At 71.9% G+C, this 18,049-nt stretch carries 14 protein-coding genes; 6 read left to right on the top strand and 8 right to left on the bottom strand.

The annotated features are described in order from the left end of the window. Positions 1-43: 43 nt before the first annotated feature. From ACFV5N_RS12715 to ACFV5N_RS12695, 5 genes are all read right to left on the bottom strand, one after another. The gene (locus ACFV5N_RS12715; RefSeq protein ID WP_385597905.1) at positions 44-1,069 is read right to left on the bottom strand and encodes a PAC2 family protein; all 1,026 of its coding nucleotides are present in this window, start codon (positions 1,067-1,069) and stop codon (positions 44-46) included. 185 nt (positions 1,070-1,254) lie between these two features. After that, positions 1,255-2,868 carry a glycerol-3-phosphate dehydrogenase/oxidase gene (locus ACFV5N_RS12710; protein ID WP_385597902.1) on the bottom strand — a complete coding sequence of 538 codons (1,614 nt, stop codon included), beginning with the start codon at positions 2,866-2,868 and terminating at the stop codon, positions 1,255-1,257. A 6-nt stretch (positions 2,869-2,874) separates the two neighbouring features. Beyond that, the gene (gene glpK, locus ACFV5N_RS12705) at positions 2,875-4,419 is read right to left on the bottom strand and encodes a glycerol kinase GlpK (RefSeq protein WP_385597899.1); all 1,545 of its coding nucleotides are present in this window, start codon (positions 4,417-4,419) and stop codon (positions 2,875-2,877) included. Between the two features lie 56 nt (positions 4,420-4,475). After that, positions 4,476-5,288, bottom strand: a complete 813-nt coding sequence (locus ACFV5N_RS12700; RefSeq protein WP_385597896.1) for an MIP/aquaporin family protein — start codon at positions 5,286-5,288, stop codon at positions 4,476-4,478. 158 nt (positions 5,289-5,446) lie between these two features. Continuing rightward, on the bottom strand, positions 5,447-6,211 hold the full coding sequence (locus ACFV5N_RS12695) for an IclR family transcriptional regulator (RefSeq protein ID WP_385597894.1): 765 nt from the start codon (positions 6,209-6,211) through the stop codon (positions 5,447-5,449). 255 nt (positions 6,212-6,466) lie between these two features. Here ACFV5N_RS12695 and metH point away from each other — a divergent pair, with 255 nt between their 5' ends. Together metH and ACFV5N_RS12685 are read left to right on the top strand one after the other, a co-directional pair. After that, a complete protein-coding gene (metH, locus tag ACFV5N_RS12690) occupies positions 6,467-9,979 on the top strand; it encodes a methionine synthase (protein WP_385597891.1) in 3,513 nt (1,170 codons plus the stop codon). Between the two features lie 143 nt (positions 9,980-10,122). Then, positions 10,123-10,851: an HAD family hydrolase gene (locus ACFV5N_RS12685; protein WP_385597888.1), complete on the top strand. Its 729-nt coding sequence runs from the start codon at positions 10,123-10,125 to the stop codon at positions 10,849-10,851. Here the strand turns inward: ACFV5N_RS12685 and ACFV5N_RS12680 are convergent. Continuing rightward, a complete protein-coding gene (locus tag ACFV5N_RS12680; RefSeq protein WP_385597885.1) occupies positions 10,848-11,519 on the bottom strand; it encodes a response regulator in 672 nt (223 codons plus the stop codon). The two genes, ACFV5N_RS12685 and ACFV5N_RS12680, sit on opposite strands and share 4 nt — an antisense overlap. A gap of 58 nt (positions 11,520-11,577) precedes the next feature. Continuing rightward, entirely contained in the window at positions 11,578-12,630 is a 1,053-nt protein-coding gene (locus ACFV5N_RS12675) for a RecB family exonuclease (protein WP_385597882.1), read from the bottom strand. 95 nt (positions 12,631-12,725) lie between these two features. Between ACFV5N_RS12675 and ACFV5N_RS12670 the strand changes: the two genes are divergently transcribed. The 3 genes from ACFV5N_RS12670 to ACFV5N_RS12660 all read left to right on the top strand — a co-directional run bounded on the left by ACFV5N_RS12670 (position 12,726) and on the right by ACFV5N_RS12660 (position 15,627). Then, the gene (locus ACFV5N_RS12670; RefSeq protein WP_385597879.1) at positions 12,726-13,970 is read left to right on the top strand and encodes a site-2 protease family protein; all 1,245 of its coding nucleotides are present in this window, start codon (positions 12,726-12,728) and stop codon (positions 13,968-13,970) included. A gap of 59 nt (positions 13,971-14,029) precedes the next feature. Next, a complete protein-coding gene (locus tag ACFV5N_RS12665) occupies positions 14,030-14,959 on the top strand; it encodes a tRNA (adenine-N1)-methyltransferase (RefSeq protein WP_385597876.1) in 930 nt (309 codons plus the stop codon). A 110-nt stretch (positions 14,960-15,069) separates the two neighbouring features. Beyond that, positions 15,070-15,627, top strand: a complete 558-nt coding sequence (locus tag ACFV5N_RS12660; RefSeq protein ID WP_385597873.1) for a hypothetical protein — start codon at positions 15,070-15,072, stop codon at positions 15,625-15,627. 60 nt (positions 15,628-15,687) lie between these two features. On the opposite strand, the gene ACFV5N_RS12655 is transcribed toward ACFV5N_RS12660, so the two are convergent. Continuing rightward, positions 15,688-16,017, bottom strand: coding sequence for a ferredoxin (locus ACFV5N_RS12655; protein ID WP_019434986.1), 330 nt, complete (start codon positions 16,015-16,017; stop codon positions 15,688-15,690). Positions 16,018-16,259: 242 nt separating this feature from the next. Between ACFV5N_RS12655 and arc the strand changes: the two genes are divergently transcribed. Then, a complete protein-coding gene (gene arc, locus ACFV5N_RS12650; protein ID WP_385597870.1) occupies positions 16,260-18,032 on the top strand; it encodes a proteasome ATPase in 1,773 nt (590 codons plus the stop codon). Positions 18,033-18,049: the final 17 nt, after the last annotated feature.

Below are 18,049 nucleotides of genomic sequence, written 5' to 3'. Positions count from 1 at the left end.
CGGACGCCGTACGGGCCCGGCCGAACGCGCGTAAACCGGACGGTCACTCGCCCGGCTCGGCCGGACCACCGCCCTCCGCGCCCGGCGGCTGGCCGGGCTCGCCGCCCGGCTTGCGGCGGCGCCGCGGCCGGGCCCGTCCGCTGGTCGGGTCCTTCAGGAACGGCCCCGGACCGCCGCCCGCGGCGTCCCCGGGCCCGGCTCCCGGCCCCTGCTCCGCCGAACCGTCCCTGCGCCGCAGATAGCGCTCGAACTCCTTGGCGATCGCCTCGCCCGACGCCTCCGGCAGCTCCGCGGTGTCCCGGGCCTGCTCCAGCGACTGCACGTACTCCGCCACCTCGCTGTCCTCGGACGCCAGCTGGTCGACGCCCAGCTGCCAGGCCCTGGCGTCCTCGGGCAGGTCGCCCAGCGGGATGCCCACGCCCAGCAGATCCTCCAGGGCGTTCAGCAGGGCCAGCGACGCCTTGGGGTTGGGCGGCTGCGAGACGTAGTGCGGCACCGACGCCCACAGGCTGACCGCCGGGAACCCGGCGTGGGCACACGCCTCCTGGAAGATGCCGACGATGCCGGTCGGCCCCTCGTACCGGGACTCCTCCAGATCGAGCGAGCGCGCCAGCCCCTCGTCCGAGGTGACACTGGTGACGGGCACCGGACGGGTGTGCGGGGTGTCGCCCAGCAGCGCGCCGAGCACCACCACCATCTCCACGCCCAGCTCGTGCGCGAAGCCCAGCAGCTCGTTGCAGAACGACCGCCAGCGCATGCTCGGCTCGATGCCCCGCACCAGCACCAGGTCGCGGCGTCTGCCGGAGCCCCCGGCCGCGCCGCGGATCACCGACAGCCGGGTGGTCGGCCAGGTGACCCGCCGGACGCCGTCGTCCAGCCAGATCAGCGGACGGTTGACCTGGAAGTCGTAGTAGTCCTCGGCGTCCAGCGCCGCGAACACCTCGCCCTTCCACTCCCGCTCCAGGTGTGCGACCGCGGCGGAGGCGGCGTCGCCGGCATCATTCCAGCCTTCGAACGCGGCCACCATGACCGGGTCGACCAGCTCGGGAACCCCCTCGAGCTCGATCACCCAGCGCCTCCTTCCGGCCGGGTCGGGACGGTATGCCCGGCCCGGCTGCCGTTTGTCTACCGTGCGGCCCAGCCTACGGCGTCACCGTGCCCAGACCACGGCCTTCGTACGCATCGGCCGGCGGGCCGGGCGGGGCGGCCGGGGTGAGGGAGGCGCCGGGGAGGCGGGAGGCGCCGCCCCGGTCCTCAGTCGGTGCGCTCGGCCAGCAGCGCGGCCACCCGCTCCCGTACCGGCTCGGTGTCCAGGCCCCGGATGGTGACGGTGGTGCGGCGGCGCAGCACGTCGTCCACGGTCCTGGCCCACTCCTGGTCCCGGGCGTACACCACCTGCGCCCAGATCTCCGGGCCGTCGGGGTGGATGCGCTCGCCCAGCGCCGGGTCGCGGCGCACCAGGTCCGCGATCTCCAGGGCGAGCGAGCCGTAGTGGGTGGCCAGGTGGCGTGCGGTCAGCGGGTCCATCCGGGCACCGGGCTCGCGGTCCACCAGCAGCCGGTGGGCGACGGCGTTGGGGTTGGCCACCCCGGGCAGCGGGGTGCGGCGCACCAGTTCGCGCACCGGCTCCATGTCCTCCGCGATGCCGAGCCCCGGCAGCTTGGCGAGCTTGGCGAGGACGGTACGGCCGATGTGCCGGTACGTGGTCCACTTGCCGCCGGCCACCGACAGCATGCCGCCGCGGCCCTCGCTGACCACGGTCTCCCGCTTGGCGGACTCCGTCCCGCCGGGGCCGCCGGGCAGCACCCGCAGCCCGGCGAAGGCGTAGGTGAGCAGGTCGCGGTCCAGCTGGGTGTCGCGCACGGACAGCGAGGCCTCGGCGAGGATCTGCTGGATGTCGGCCTCGGTGGCCTCCACGGCGCCCGGGTCGCCCTCGTACGGCTCGTCCGTGGTGCCCAGCAGCAGCTGGTCCTCCCAGGGGAGGGCGAAGGTGATGCGGTACTTGTCGACCGGCGTGGCCAGCGCGGCGCGCCACGGGGCGCTGCGGCGCAGCACGAGGTGGGCGCCCTTGGACAGCCGCACGCTGGGCGCGGCGCCCGGGTCCTCCATGCGGCGCAGGTGGTCGACCCAGGGGCCGGTGGCGTTGAGCACCAGACGGGCGTCGATGCCGAACTCGCTGCCGTCCAGCCGGTCGCGGACCTCGGCGCCGGTGACCCGGCCGTGGGTGAAGCGCAGCCCGGTGACCTCGGCGTGGTTGAGGACGGCGGCGCCGGCGCCGACGGCGGCGCGGACGGTGAGGACGGCGACGCGGGCGTCGTTCATCTGGTGGTCGCCGTAGACGGCCACGGCCTTGAGGTTGTCGGTGCGCAGCGCGGGGTTGGCGGCGGCGGCCTTGGCGGGGGAGATGATGCGGCCCACGCCGTCGCCGAAGGCGGACAGCGCCGAGTAGGCGAAGACGCCGGCCCCGAGCTTGGCGGCGCCGTGCGGGCCGTCCTTGTAGACGGGCAGGTGGAAGGTGAGCGGGTTGACCAGGTGGGGTGCCACGTCCTTGGCCAGGACCCGGCGCTCGTGGTGGTTCTCGGCGACCAGCTTGAGGGCCCCGGTCTGGAGGTAGCGCAGTCCGCCGTGCACCAGCTTGGAGGAGGCGGAGGAGGTGGCGCCGGCGAAGTCGCCGGCGTCCACCATCGCCACCCGCAGCCCCGACTGCGCGGCGTGCCAGGCCACCGAGGTGCCCAGGATGCCGCCGCCGATCACCAGCAGATCGTGCGTGGAGCCGGCCAGCCGCTCCCGGGTCTCGGCGCGGCCGGCCGCCGGGTGCGCCGTTATGGCGGATCCGGTGGCGTCCGTGGCGTGCTGCGGGGTGTTCATGTGTTCTCAGTCCTCCTCGTCGAGCCAGCCCATGGTCCGCTGGACGGCCTTGAGCCAGAGCTTGTACTCGCGGTCGCGCTCGGCCGCGTCCATCTGGGGGGTCCACTCGGCCGCCCGGCGCCAGTTGGCGCGCAGTTCGCTGACGTCCGACCAGAAGCCGACGGCGAGGCCGGCGGCGTAGGCGGCGCCCAGGCAGGTGGTCTCGGAGACCATGGGGCGCACCACGGGCACGTCCAGGAAGTCCGAGATGTTCTGCATCAGCAGGTTGTTGGAGGTCATGCCGCCGTCGACGCGCAGTGAGGTGACCTCGACGCCGGAGTCCTTCTTCATGGCGTCGACGATCTCGCGGGTCTGCCAGGCGGTGGCCTCCAGGACGGCGCGGGCGATGTGGGCCTTGGTGACATAGCGGGTCAGTCCGGCGATGATGCCCCGGGCGTCCGACCGCCAGTAGGGGGCGAACAGGCCGGAGAACGCGGGAACGAAGTAGGCGCCACCGTTGTCCTCCACGGTCCGGGCGAGGGTCTCGATCTCGGCCGCCGAGTTGATGATGCCCATCTGGTCGCGCATCCACTGCACCAGGGCGCCGGTGATGGCGATGGAGCCTTCCAGCGCGTACACCGTGGGCTGGTCGCCGATGCGGTAGCCGACGGTGGTCAGCAGTCCGGCGTAGGAGTTGACGGCCTCGGTGCCGGTGTTCATCAGCAGGAACGTGCCGGTGCCGTAGGTGGACTTGGCCTCGCCGACGTCGTAGCAGGTCTGGCCGAAGAGGGCGGCCTGCTGGTCGCCGAGCGCGGAGGCGACCGGTACGCCGTCCAGGGGGCCGCCCTTGGCGTGGCCGTAGACCTCGGCCGAGGAGCGGATCTGCGGCAGGACGGCGGCGGGCACCTGCATGGACGAGAGGATGCGCTCGTCCCAGTCCATGGTGCGCAGGTTCATCAGCATGGTGCGCGAGGCGTTGGTGACGTCGGTGACGTGCTGCCCGCCGTCCACGCCGCCGGTGAGGTTCCAGATGACCCACGAGTCCATGGTGCCGAAGAGCAGGTCGCCGCGCTCGGCGCGCTCGCGCAGTCCGTCGACGTTGTCGAGCAGCCAGCGGATCTTGGGTCCGGCGAAGTAGGCCGACAGCGGCAGCCCGGTCTCGCGGCGGAACCGGTCCTGGCCGACGTTGCGGCCCAGTTCCCGGCAGAGCGCGTCGGTGCGGGTGTCCTGCCAGACGATCGCGTTGTGCACGGGCTCGCCGGTGTGCCGGTCCCACAGCAGGGTGGTCTCGCGCTGGTTGGTGATGCCGATGGCCCGGACGTGGTCCTTGGTGATCTCGGCCTTCTCCAGGGCGCCGGCGACGACCTCCTGGACGTTGGCCCAGATCTCGGCGGCGTCGTGCTCCACCCAGCCGGGCCGGGGGAAGATCTGCTCGTGTTCCTTCTGGTCGACGGAGACGATGCGTCCGTCGTGGTCGAAGACGATGCAGCGCGAGGAGGTGGTGCCCTGGTCGATGGCGGCGATGTACTCGCGCTGTTCGGTGGAGAAGGACGGGTCGTGCGTGCTGCTCATGCGGTCGGCTCCTGATCGTTGCGGTGCGGCGGCGGAACGGCGGACGGCTGCGGCGGTCAGAACACCAGCTGGTGGATACCGGCCGCGGCGGCGCCGCCGAGCAGCGGGCCGACCACCGGGACCCAGGCGTAGGACCAGTCGGAGCCGCCCTTGTTGGGCAGCGGGAGCAGGGCGTGGACGATCCGCGGGCCCAGGTCGCGGGCCGGGTTGATCGCGTACCCGGTCGGGCCACCGAGGGACAGACCGATACCGAGGACGGTGAGCGCCACCAGCAGGCCGCCGAGCGCGGTGACCTGGAGGGCGTCGTTCACGCCGGTGGCCAGGACGACGGAGACCAGGACGAAGGTGCCCAGGATCTCGGTGGCCACGTTCTGCCAGTAGACGCGGATCTCGGGGGCGGTGGAGAAGATGCCCAGCACCGGGCCCGGCTCTCCGTGTCCCGCCGCGCGGCGCTCACGGACCGGCCTGGGCTCGTCGAAGGCCCGCACGCCGGGGGTCCGGGAGCCGCCCTCCTCCTCGCGGTCGGTCAGATGAGCGAGGAAGTGGCCGTAGTAGCCGATCCAGACGCCGATGGCGCCGAGCATCGCCCCGGTGAACTGGCCGAGGACATAGACCCAGAACTGGCTCCAGCCACCGTTGACGATCATGATGCCGAGTGTCACCGCGGGGTTGAGGTGCGCCCCGGAGATCTCGGTGGAGACGTAGACGCCGGCGAGCACCGCGATGCCCCACCCGAAGGTGATCGCGACCCAGCCCGCGCCGAACGCCTTGGACTTCTTCAGTACGACACCGGCGACCACGCCGGCTCCCAGCAGGATCAGTACGGCGGTGCCGAGCACCTCGCCGTAGAAGATTTCGGAGTTGGACACCCGTGACTCCTTTGTCCCATGTCCGGTGGGCCAGGTAGAGAGCTCCGTCCGGTGTTCGACATTGTCGACCACTGACCGCGAGTTTTCTCTTCAGTGAGGCTGCCGTCAAGGGATGTGATGCAAGAAACGGCAGAGAGCTGACGAATGTCCATATTGTCCTAGAATCTACCTGATCCCAGGTCGCGCGACACGGACCGGGCGCAGTCCCGTACCGCCGCGACCAGCCGGGGCCGCGGCACGGAGCCCTCCAGCATCCGTTCCACCGCTCCGGTGATCCCCACCGCGCCCACCGGCATCCGGCGCCGGTCCAGGATCGGCGCGGCCACCGACGCCACGCCGTCCCAGGTCTCGCCCACGTCGGCGGCCCAGCCCCGGGTCCGCACCTCGGTCAGGCCCCGGTCGAAGGCCGCCGGGTCCACCACGGTGGCGTCCGTGATGGCGCGCAGCCCCGCCTCCATCGCCTCGTTGTGCGCCACCGGGTCGAAGGCCGCCAGCACCTTGCCCAGCGCCGTGCTGTGCAGCGGCTGCATCGCCCCCACCTCCAGCACCTGCCGGGAGTCGTCGGGGCGGAAGACGTGGTGCACGATCAGCACCCCGCGCTGGTGCAGCACCCCGACGTAGGCGCTCTCGCCCGAGGACCGGGCCAGATCGTCCGTCCACACCAGCGCCCTGGCGCGCAGCTCGTGCACGTCCAGATAGCTGTTGCCCAGGCGCAGCAGCTCGGCGCCCAGCTGGTACTTGCCCGAGCCCGCGTCCTGCTCGACGAAGCCCTCCTGCTGGAGGGTGCGCAGCAGCCCGTGCGCGGTGCCCTTGGCCAGGCCGATGGACGACGCGATGTCGGACAGCCCGAGCCGGCGCTCGCCGCCGGCCAGCAGCCGCAGCACCGCCGCGGCCCGCTCCAGTGACTGAATGGTCCGCGCCATGGGACCGCCTCCTGCCGTTCACGCCCTCGGCGGGCCCTGTCGCCCACCCGCCACCACCATTCGACAATGCCGAACATCATCGGGTGATGTCGATAGCCCGGGGAATGTCATGAGTTTAGTTCCTGCCGGAGCACGCCACCGGCTGTCCACCCACCGGAAGCCCCCCGGGAAACTTCCGGCAGTGCGGATACGCTGAGCGGGTGCCTCCTCCGCGGAGCGCATAGCCGACAGCCGTCGCACACCAGGAGCACCTCTATGGCCTCGCCCACCCTGCCCCCGCGTACCCAGGCCGACCGCGTCGCCGCACTGCGCGAAGCGCTCGCCTCCCGCGTCGTCGTCGCCGACGGCGGCATGGGCACCATGCTCCAGGCCCAGGAGCCCTCCCTCGACGACTTCCAGCAGCTGGAGGGCTGCAACGAGGTCCTGAACGTCACCCGGCCCGACATCGTGCGCTCCGTCCACCAGGAGTACTTCGAGGCCGGTGTGGACTGCGTGGAGACCAACACCTTCGGCGCCAACCTCGCCGCCCTCGGCGAGTACGACATCCCCGAACGCATCACGGAACTCTCCGAGGCCGGCGCCCGCGTCGCCCGCGAGACCGCCGACGACTTCACCGCCCGCGACGGACGCCGGCGCTGGGTGCTCGGTTCCATCGGCCCCGGCACCAAGCTGCCCACCCTCGGCCACATCCGCTACGCCGACCTGCGCGACGCCTACCAGCGCAACGCCGAGGGCCTGATCGCCGGCGGCGCCGACGCCCTGCTGGTGGAGACCGCCCAGGACCTGCTCCAGACCAAGGCGGCCGTGCTCGGCGCCCGCCGCGCCCTCGCCGCCACCGGCGCCACGCTGCCCGTCCTGGTCCAGGTCACCGTCGAAACCACCGGGACCATGCTCCTCGGCTCCGAGATCGGCGCCGCCCTCACCGCCCTGGAGCCCCTGGGCATCGACATGATCGGCCTCAACTGCGCCACCGGCCCGGCCGAGATGAGCGAACACCTGCGCTACCTCTCCCGGCACGCCACCGTCCCGGTCTCCTGCATGCCCAACGCCGGACTGCCCGTCCTCGGCAAGGACGGCGCCCACTACCCGCTGGGCCCCGCCGAACTCGCCGACGCCCACGAGACCTTCATCGGCGAATTCGGCCTCTCCCTCATCGGCGGCTGCTGCGGCACCACCCCCGAGCACCTGCGGCAGGTCGTGGAGCGCGTCCGCGGCCTGACCCCCGGCCCCCGCGACCCGCGGCCCGAGCCCGGCGCCGCCTCCCTCTACCAGACCGTGCCCTTCCGCCAGGACGCCTCCTACCTGGCCATCGGCGAGCGCACCAACGCCAACGGCTCCAAGAAGTTCCGCGAGGCCATGCTGGAGGGCCGCTGGGAGGACTGCGTCGAACTCGCCCGCGAGCAGATCCGCGAGGGCGCCCACCTGCTCGACCTGTGCGTGGACTACGTCGGCCGGGACGGCGTCGCCGACATGTCCGAACTCGCCGGCCGGCTCGCCACCGCCTCCACCCTGCCCATCGTCCTGGACTCCACCGAGCCCGCCGTCCTGGAAGCCGGCCTGGAACGCCTGGGCGGGCGGGCCGTCATCAACTCGGTGAACTACGAGGACGGCGACGGCCCCGACTCCCGGTTCGCCAAGGTCACCCGGATGGCCGTCGAGCACGGCGCCGCCCTGATGGCCCTCACCATCGACGAGAGCGGCCAGGCCCGCACCCCCGAGCACAAGGTCGCCGTCGCCGAACGGATCATCGCCGACCTCACCGGCAACTGGGGGGTGGCCGAGTCCGACATCATCATCGACTGCCTCACCTTCACCATCTGCACCGGCCAGGAGGAATCCCGCCGGGACGGCATCCACACCATCGAGGCCATCAGGGAACTCAAGAAGCGCCACCCGGCGGTCCAGACCACCCTCGGGCTGTCCAACATCTCCTTCGGCCTCAACCCGGCCGCCCGGCTCGTCCTCAACTCCGTCTTCCTCGACGAGTGCGTCAAGGCGGGCCTGGACTCCGCCATCGTGCACGCCGCCAAGATCCTGCCCATCGCCCGCATCGACGAGGAACAGGTCAAGGTCGCCCTCGACCTCATCCACGACCGGCGCGCCGAGGGCTACGACCCGCTCCAGCGCTTCCTCGAACTCTTCGAGGGCGTGGACGCCAAGTCCATGCGGGCCGGCAAGACCGAGGAACTGCTCTCCCTGCCCCTGGAGGAGCGGCTGCGCCGGCGCATCGTCGACGGCGAGCGCAAGGGCCTGGAAGCCGACCTCGACGAGGCGCTGACCACCCGCCCCGCCCTGGAGATCGTCAACGACACGCTGCTCGCCGGGATGAAGACGGTCGGCGAACTCTTCGGCTCCGGACAGATGCAGCTGCCGTTCGTGCTCCAGTCCGCCGAGGTCATGAAGACCGCCGTCGCCCACCTCGAACCGCACATGGAGAAGTCCGGCGACGAGGGCAAGGGCACCATCGTGCTGGCCACCGTCCGCGGCGACGTCCACGACATCGGCAAGAACCTGGTCGACATCATCCTGTCCAACAACGGCTACAACGTCGTCAACCTCGGCATCAAGCAGCCGGTCACCGCCATCCTGGACGCCGCCAGGGAACACCGCGCCGACGTCATCGGCATGTCCGGGCTGCTGGTGAAGTCCACGGTGATCATGAAGGAGAACCTGGAGGAGCTGAACCAGCGCGGGATGGCCGCCGACTACCCCGTCATCCTCGGCGGCGCCGCCCTCACCCGCGCCTACGTCGAACAGGACCTCCACGAGATCTACCAGGGCGAGGTCCGCTACGCCCGCGACGCCTTCGAGGGCCTGCGGCTCATGGACGCCCTGATCGCCGTCAAGCGCGGGGTGCCCGGCGCCACCCTCCCCGAACTCAAGAAGCGCCGGGTGGCCGCCCGCCCCGCCGCCCTGCCGGAGGAGGACGGCAACGAGCCGGTGGCCCGTTCTGCCACCGCCACCGACGTCCCCCTGCCCACCGCGCCCTTCCTGGGCACCCGCGTCATCAAGGGCATCCCGCTCAAGGACTACGCTGCCTGGCTGGACGAGGACGCGCTGTTCAAGGGCCAGTGGGGCCTCAAGGGCAGCCGCGGCGCCGAGGGCCCCGACTACGAGGAACTGCTGGAGACCGAGGGCCGCCCCCGGCTGCGCGGCTGGCTGGACCGGCTGCACACCGAGAACCTGCTGGAGGCGGCCGTCGTCTACGGCTACTTCCCGTGCCACGCCGAGGGCCAGGACCTGGTGATCCTGGACGAGGACGGCAAGGAGCGCACCCGCTTCACCTTCCCCCGCCAGCGGCGCGGCCGGCGCCTGTGCCTGGCCGACTTCTTCCGCCCCGCCGAGAGCGGCGAGACCGACGTGGTCGCGCTCCAGGCCGTCACCGTCGGATCCCGGGTCTCCGGCGCCACCGCCGAACTCTTCGCCGCCGACGCCTACCGCGACTACCTGGAACTGCACGGGCTCTCCGTCCAGCTCGCCGAGGCACTGGCCGAGTTCTGGCACGCCCGGGTCCGTGCCGAACTGGGCATCGGCGGCGCCGACCCCGCCACCCTCGGCGGGATGTTCCGCACCGAGTACCAGGGCTGCCGGTACTCGCTCGGCTACCCGGCCTGCCCCGACCTGGAGGACCGCGCCAAGATCGCCGAACTGCTCCGGCCCGAGCGCATCGGCGTGACCCTCTCGGAGGAGTTCCAGCTCCACCCCGAACAGTCCACCGACGCGATCATCCTGCACCACCCCGAGGCCAACTATTTCAACGCCCGCTGACCCCGATATCCCTCGAACGGGTGACTCCCGGCGCGATCGGTGCCGTCCCCCCGTAGACTGATCTGTCCGGTACGCGGCCGGTCGTCCCTCTCCGAAGCCGGAGAGGTGATGACCGGCCGTCCTGCTCCCAGGAGGGATCGCGGATGACCAGTTCCCCGCCCGTCATCGACACCGCCACCGCCCCCAGCCCGCTGCCGCAGGCCGTGCTGCTGGACATGGACGGCACCCTGGTGGACACCGAGGGATTCTGGTGGGACGCCGAGGTCGAGGTCTTCGCCGGCCTGGGCCACACCCTCCCCGAGGAGTACCGCGCGGTCGTGGTGGGCGGGCCGATGACCCGCAGCGCCGGCTTCCTCATCGAGGCCACCGGCGCCGACATCACCCTGGACGAGGCCCGCGACGCGCTCAACGCCGCCTTCCTGCGCCGCCTGGACCGGGGCGTCACCCTGATGCCGGGCGCGCACCGGCTGCTCACCGACCTGGCCGCCCACCGGGTGCCCACCGCGCTGGTCTCCGCCTCGCACCGCACCGTCATCGACCGGATGCTGCACTCCATCGGCGCCCACCACTTCGCGCTGACCGTCGCGGGCGACGAGCTGACCCGCACCAAGCCGCACCCCGACCCGTACCTCACCGCCGCCGCCGGGCTCGGCGCCGACCCCGCGCGCTGCGTGGCCGTCGAGGACACCCTCACCGGCGTCGCCTCGGCCGAGGCCGCCGGCTGCCAGGTCGTCGCCGTCCCCTCGGTGGCCCCCGTACCGCCCGCCCCCGGCCGCACGGTGGTCACCTCGCTGGAGGAGATCAGCGTCTCCTTCCTGCGCGCCCTCCACCACGCCGCGGCGCCGCGCGCGGCCGGGATCGTGCGCGGTTAGCTCCCCGGGCGCACCAGGCCGCTCTCGTACGCGTACACCGCCGCCTGCACCCGGTCGCGCAGCTGGAGCTTGGTGAGCACATGGCCCACATGGGTCTTGACCGTGGTCTCGCTGACGAAGAGATCCGCCGCGATCTCCGCGTTGGACAGCCCACGCGCCACCAGCTTCAGCACCTCGACCTCGCGCTCGGTCAGCGTGTGCAGGGCGTCGGGGACCCCCGCCTCCTCGCCCGAGGGCAGCTTGCCTGCGTACTTGTCGAGCAGCCGCCGGGTCACGCTCGGCGCCAGCATCGCCTCGCCCGCCGCGACCACCCGGATGGCCTGCACCAGCTCGGCCGCCGGGGCGTCCTTCAGCAGAAAGCCGCTGGCGCCCGCCCGCAGCGCCTCGATCACGTACTCGTCCAGGTCGAAGGTGGTGAGCACCAGCACCTTGGCCGGGCCGTTCCGCTGCGGCCCGGTGATCCGGCGGGTGGCCTCCACCCCGTCCATCCGGGGCATCCGGATGTCCATCAGCACCACATCGGGCTGGAGCGCCCGCACCTGGTCCAGGGCCTGCACCCCGTCACCGGCCTCGCCGACCACGGCCACGTCGCCCTCGGCCTCCAGGATCATCCGGAAGCCGGTACGCAGCAGCGGCTGGTCGTCGACGAGCAGAACGCGGATGGGCATGGACCAACCCCTCGGTCAGACGGCAGGCGGGCACCATTCTGGCCCACGGCCGCCCGGCTCAGCCCGCCGGGAGGTCACCGGCCGCGCCGCCCCCGCCGGCTCCGCGGTCCCCGTCGCCCTCGGCCGCCGCTCCGTCCGCTCCGCCGCTCTCCGCCGCCGCCTCCGCTCCCTCGGCCGCCGCCGCCGCCGCGCCGTCCGTCCCGTCCGCCCCGTCCGCCTCCGGGGCATCGCCCGTCCGCTGCCCCGGCATCTCCAGCGGCAGCGCCGGCTGGATCGTCAGCGGGTACGGCGGGGGAGTGCCCCCGAACTCCGGGCAGTGCGCCTGATGGTCGCACCAGCCGCACAACCGCCCCGGCTTCGGCCGCCAGTCCCCGGTCTCCGTGGCCCGCCGGATCGCCTCCCACAGCGCCAGCAGCTTCCGCTCCACGGCCGCCAGCTCGCTCTCCTGCGGATCCAGCGTGAGCACATCACCGCTGCCCAGATACACCAGCTGGAGCCGCTTGGGCACCTCACCGCGCAGCCGCCACAGCACCAGCGCGTAGAACTTCATCTGGAACAGCGCGTCCCCCGCGTACTCCGGCCGGGGCGCCTTGCCCGTCTTGTAGTCGACGATGCGCACCTCGCCCGTCGGCGCGATGTCCACCCGGTCGATCACCCCGCGCAGTCGCAGCCCCGACTCCAGCTTGGTCTCCACCCACAGCTCGCGCTCGGCCGGCTGGAGCCGCGTCGGGTCCTCCAGCGTGAACCAGCGCTCCACCAGTTCCTCGGCCTCCGTCAGCCAGCGCGCCAGCCGCTCGCCGTCCAGCGCCCCCGGCTCCGCGCCCTCCGACTCGTCCGCGAAGAGCTGCGCCAGCTCCGGGCGCTTCTTCAGCAGCCGTTCCCACTCCCGCACCACCATCGACCGCGCCCTGGGCACACTGCGCTGCCCGGCGGGCGCGTCGAACACCCGCTCAAGAACCGCGTGGACGACCGTTCCCCTGGTGGCCGCCGCGCTCGGCGCCTCGGGCAGTTTGTCGATCACCCGGAAGCGGTACAGCAGGGGGCACTGCATGAAGTCGGCGGCCCGGGACGGGGACAGGGACGCGGTACGCGCGGTGGCTGACGCTTGCATGTCCGGAACCCTACGGGGCGTCACTGACAGCGGGGCGCTTACCATCGTCTTCATACCACCTCGTCACGCGAGGTCACACCCAGCAAGGGGAACTGGTGCCAGACTCCGACAGCGACCGGACAGCGCGGCCCGGCAGCCCGGCCGGCCAGGAGAACGCCGGTGACGGACCGGGAACCCGCAAGGAGGCCGGCGGCGGCCTGCTCATGGGACGCGTCTTCGGCGTGCCCATCTACGTCGCCCCCAGCTGGTTCCTGGTCGCGGCCCTGATCACCTGGTTCTTCGGCAACCAGCTCGACCGGGTGCTGCCCGAACTCGGCGCGGGCCGCTACCTCGTCTCGCTGTTCTTCGCGGTGGCCTTCTACGCCTCCGTGCTCGTGCACGAACTGGCCCACACCTACGCGGCGATCCGGTTCGACCTGCCGGTGCGCCGCATCCAGCTCCAGTTCTTCGGCGGCGTCTCGGAGATCGAGAAGGAATCCCAGACCCCCGGCCGGGAGTTCGTGCTGGCCGGTGTCGGCCCGCTGCTCTCGCTCGTCCTCGGCGGCGTCTTCTGGGCCGGCATGCTCACCGTGGACCGCGGCACCGTCCCCGGCGTCCTGCTCGCCGGCCTGATGCTCTCCAACATCATCGTCGCCGCCTTCAACCTGCTCCCCGGACTCCCGCTGGACGGCGGCCGGATGCTGCGCGCCGTGGTCTGGCGGATCAGCGGCAACCCCATGACCGGCACCGTCGCCGCGGCCTGGACCGGCCGGGTGCTCGCCGTCGTGGTCCTCATCGGCTTCCCGCTCGCCACCCATCTCACCGGCGTCACCCAGCGCGACTCCTACACCGGGCTCGACTCCCTCACCGACGCCCTGCTGGCCGCCATCCTCGCCGCCATCATCTGGACCGGCGCGGGCAACAGCCTCAAGATGGCCCGGCTGCGCGAACGGCTGCCCGCCCTCAACGCCCGCACCCTCACCCGCCGGGCCGTCCCGGTCACCGCCGCCACCCCGCTCTCCGAGGCGCTGCGCCGCGCGAACGACGCCGGGGCCCGCGCCCTGGTGGTCGTCGACGGACAGGGCGCCCCGCACGCCCTGGTCCGCGAGTCCGGCATCGCCTCCGTCCCCGAGCACCGCCGCCCCTGGGTGGCCGTCTCCACCCTCGCCCAGGACATCGAGGACGGGATGCGGGTGCCCGCCGACCTCACCGGCGAGGCCCTGCTCGACCATCTGCGCGCCACCCCCGCCACCGAGTACCTGGTCGTCGAGGAGAACGACGAGATCTACGGCGTGCTCTCCACCAGCGACGTCGAGCGCGCCTTCGTGGACGCGATGACCGGCCCCGCCGCCCGCCGCTGACCCCCCGCCCCGCCTCCCCGCGCACGGCGCCCGCCGCGTCCTGCACTAGGCTGGCCCCCATGTCCGAACCGACCGGTGCCGCCCGCCGTCGCGGGCCCTTCCAGGTCGGGGACCAGGTACAGCTCACCGACCCCAAGGGCCGCCACTACACCTTCACGCTCGAAGCCGGGAAGAGCTTCCACACCCACAAGGGTGCCTTCCCGCACGACGAGCTGATCGGCGCCCCCGAGGGAACCGTTGTCCGCACCACGGGGAACGTCGCCTATCTCGCGCTGCGCCCCCTGCTCCCCGACTACGTCCTGTCCATGCCCCGCGGAGCCGCCGTGGTCTACCCCAAGGACGCGGGGCAGATCCTGGCCATGGCCGACATCTTCCCGGGCGCCCGGGTCGTCGAGGCCGGTGTGGGCTCCGGCTCGCTCAGCACCTTCCTGCTGCGCGCCATCGGCGACCAGGGCATGCTGCACTCCTACGAGCGCCGCGCCGATTTCGCCAAGATCGCCCAGGAGAACGTGGAGCGCTACTTCGGCTCCCCGCACCCCGCCTGGCAGCTGACGGTCGGCGACCTCCAGGACAATCTGTCCGACACCGAGGTGGACCGCGTCATCCTGGACATGCTCGCCCCCTGGGAGTGCGTCGAGGCAGTCTCCAAGGCCCTCGTCCCCGGCGGGATCGTGTGCGCCTACGTCGCGACCACCACCCAGCTGGCCCGCACCGTGGAGACCCTGCGCGAGCACGGCACGTTCAACGAGCCGACCGCGTGGGAGACCATGCTGCGCACCTGGCACGTGGAGGGCCTCGCGGTCCGCCCCGACCACCGCATGATCGGGCACACCGGCTTCCTGGTCACCGCCCGCAGGCTGGCCGACGGCGTGGAGCCGCCGCGCCGCCGCCGGCGCCCGGCCCCCGGCGCGTACGGCTCCGACTACACCGGCCCCGGCTCGGCGAGCGGCACCGCCACCGCCCGCCCGGCGGAGGAAACGGACGCGTAAACCCCCCGCCGTATCCCGGTGCTGTGAGATGTGGCACGATGCCGGGACCTGCCAACGCGCAGGTCCCGGCATCGAGTTGTCTTTCGCCTCCCCGCCCCAGGAGCCGACGCGTGCAGTCCCCGGCAGCCGCAGTACCGCCGTCCCCCCGTGGCCGGCCCGTGCACTGGATCACCACCGCAGCCGCCCTGGCCGCGCTCACCGCGGCCGCCGCCTGGGTCGCCCCCGGCGGGGCCTCGGCCGAGCCGCCCGCGGCGCCGCAGGCGGGCCCCGACCCGGCCGCCGCCGCGTACCCGGTGGACTGCGGCCCGTACGGCATCACCGTCACCGACCACCTCACCGTCGACCTGGACGGCGACGGGGTCGCGGAGACCGTCGCGGCCGTGCACTGCGACGCCGGAGCCGGCACCCCGCCGCACGGCCTGTACCTGCTGACCGCCCCGGCGCGCGGCGAGAGCGCGCCCCGGGTGGCGCTGACCCTGGTGGACCCGGCCGAGGGCATGACCCTGGAGAACCTGTCCGCGCGCGGCGGCACCGTGTCGGTGCGGCTGCTCGGCTACTCCTCGCCGGACGTCCCGCGCTCCGCGCCCGACCAGCGCCGCGACGTCTCCTGGGAGTGGGCGGAGGGCACCCTGGCGCTGCGCGCCGCGCCGCCGCCCGGCAGCTACTGACCGGATCCGCCGTCCGCCCGCGCGCGGGAGTACGCTCGGCGGTGACCGGAAAGAGACGGCCTAGGAGACGTCCGCGGGGTCGGCGACGGCGTCCGGGCCGTACACCTCGGCCTTGTCCGCCGCGCGGCGCACATGGATGCACTCACCCGGACAGTCCTTGGCCGACTCGATCACATCCCGCAGCAGCGGCAGCGGCACCGGAGCGGTGGCGCCGGGAGCGGTGAGCAGCTCGGCCTCCCGGCCGTCCGCCGCCGGGGGCTTCACATACGCGAGGCCGTCGATGTCCAGCTCGAAGACTTCCGGGGCGTACTGCGCGCAGATTCCGTCGCCCGTGCACAGGTCCTGGTCGATCCAGACTTCCAGGTCCGATGATGCATTCCGCGCGGTCATGTGGCCTGCCGTTCCTTGAGGGTGTGAAACAAAGAGAGCCATCCCTGCCGGGTGTTGACCGCTTACGACCATACAACCGTCGGCTTTCCACGCGTCCGGGGTGGGTATTCCCTGGCATGAGGGAGTGCGCAAGGGTGAAGATCGGATCCACCTCGACCGTCTTTGTGATCTAGGGGTTTCGAACCGCACCGGTCCAGGTAGGGTCTGGAAGCGTCCAGCTCCCTTTGGAGGAGGTGAGGACCGTGGCATCCCACGATGACGACAGCAACCGCGGCATCCGGCCCGGTCGGGCATCCGACGACCCGTCCCGGCAGCTTGCCGATCTTGAGCAGGAGATCACCGTCCTGCGCCGAAAGCTGGCCGACTCTCCGCGGCACACTCGGGTTCTCGAGGAGCGGATCGTCGAGCTGCAGACCAATCTGGCCGGCGTGTCCGCGCAGAACGAGCGGCTCGCCACGACCCTCCGCGAGGCCCGTGACCAGATCGTCGCCCTCAAGGAAGAGGTCGACCGGCTGGCACAGCCTCCGGCCGGTTTCGGTGTCTTCCTGCAGGCCAACGAGGACGACACGGCCGACATCTTCACCGGTGGCCGCAAGCTGCGGGTGAATGTCAGCCCCAGTATCGAACTGGACAAGCTGCGGCGTGGCCAGGAGGTCATGCTCAACGAGGCGCTCAATGTGGTCGCCGCCATGGATTTCGAGAGCGTCGGCGAGATCGTCACGCTCAAGGAGGTCCTGGAGGACGGCGAGCGCGCCCTGGTGGTCGGGCACACCGACGAGGAGCGCGTGGTCCGGCTGGCCGAGCCCCTGCTGGCCTCCGGCATCGTGCTGCGCTCCGGGGACGCCCTGCTGCTGGAGCCGCGATCCGGCTATGTGTTCGAGGTCGTGCCCAAGAGCGAGGTCGAGGAGCTGATCCTCGAAGAGGTTCCCGACATCGACTACAACAAGATCGGCGGTCTGGGCGGCCAGATCGAGCTGATCAGGGACGCGGTGGAGCTGCCGTACCTGCACCCGGACCTGTTCCGGGAGCACGAGCTGCGTCCGCCCAAGGGCGTCCTGCTGTACGGCCCGCCCGGCTGCGGCAAGACGCTCATCGCCAAGGCGGTGGCGAACTCGCTCGCCAAGAAGGTCGCCGAGGTCACCGGCAAGCCCGCGGGGAAGAGCTTCTTCCTCAACATCAAGGGCCCCGAGCTGCTGAACAAGTACGTCGGCGAGACCGAGCGGCACATCCGGCTCGTCTTCCAGCGGGCCCGCGAGAAGGCCAGCGAGGGCGCACCCGTCATCGTCTTCTTCGACGAGATGGACTCCCTCTTCCGCACCCGCGGCTCGGGCGTCAGCTCGGACGTGGAGAACACCATCGTCCCGCAGCTGCTCTCCGAGATCGACGGTGTGGAGGGCCTGGAGAACGTCATCGTGATCGGCGCCTCCAACCGCGAGGACATGATCGACCCGGCGATCCTGCGCCCCGGCCGCCTCGATGTGAAGATCAAGATCGAGCGTCCGGACGCCGAGGCCGCCCAGGACATCTTCTCCAAGTACCTCACGCCGCGGCTCCCGCTGCACGCCGAGGATCTCCAGGAGCACTCGGGCAACGCCGAGGCGGCCGTCGCCGCGATGATCCAGACCGTGGTCGAGCAGATGTACGCCGAGACGGAGGAGAACCGCTTCCTGGAGGTCACCTACGCCAACGGTGACAAGGAAGTGCTCTACTTCAAGGACTTCAACTCCGGCGCCATGATCCAGAACATCGTGGACCGGGCGAAGAAGATGGCCATCAAGGCATACCTGGACCACAATCAGAAGGGTCTGCGCGTCTCCCACCTCCTCGCCGCCTGCGTGGACGAGTTCAAGGAGAACGAGGACCTGCCCAATACCACCAACCCCGACGACTGGGCCCGGATCTCCGGAAAGAAGGGCGAGCGGATCGTCTTCATCCGCACCCTGGTCACCGGAAAGAAGGGTGCCGACACCGGCCGTTCCATCGACACGGTGGCGAACACGGGTCAATACCTGTAAGCAGTGAAGCGTCCGGC

The sequence above is a fragment of the Streptomyces sp. NPDC059853 genome (assembly GCF_042731495.1).
Classification (GTDB): domain Bacteria; phylum Actinomycetota; class Actinomycetes; order Streptomycetales; family Streptomycetaceae; genus Streptomyces.
The sequence above is the reverse complement of the archived record's forward strand: the minus strand, read 5'-3'. Positions and strand labels throughout refer to the sequence as shown.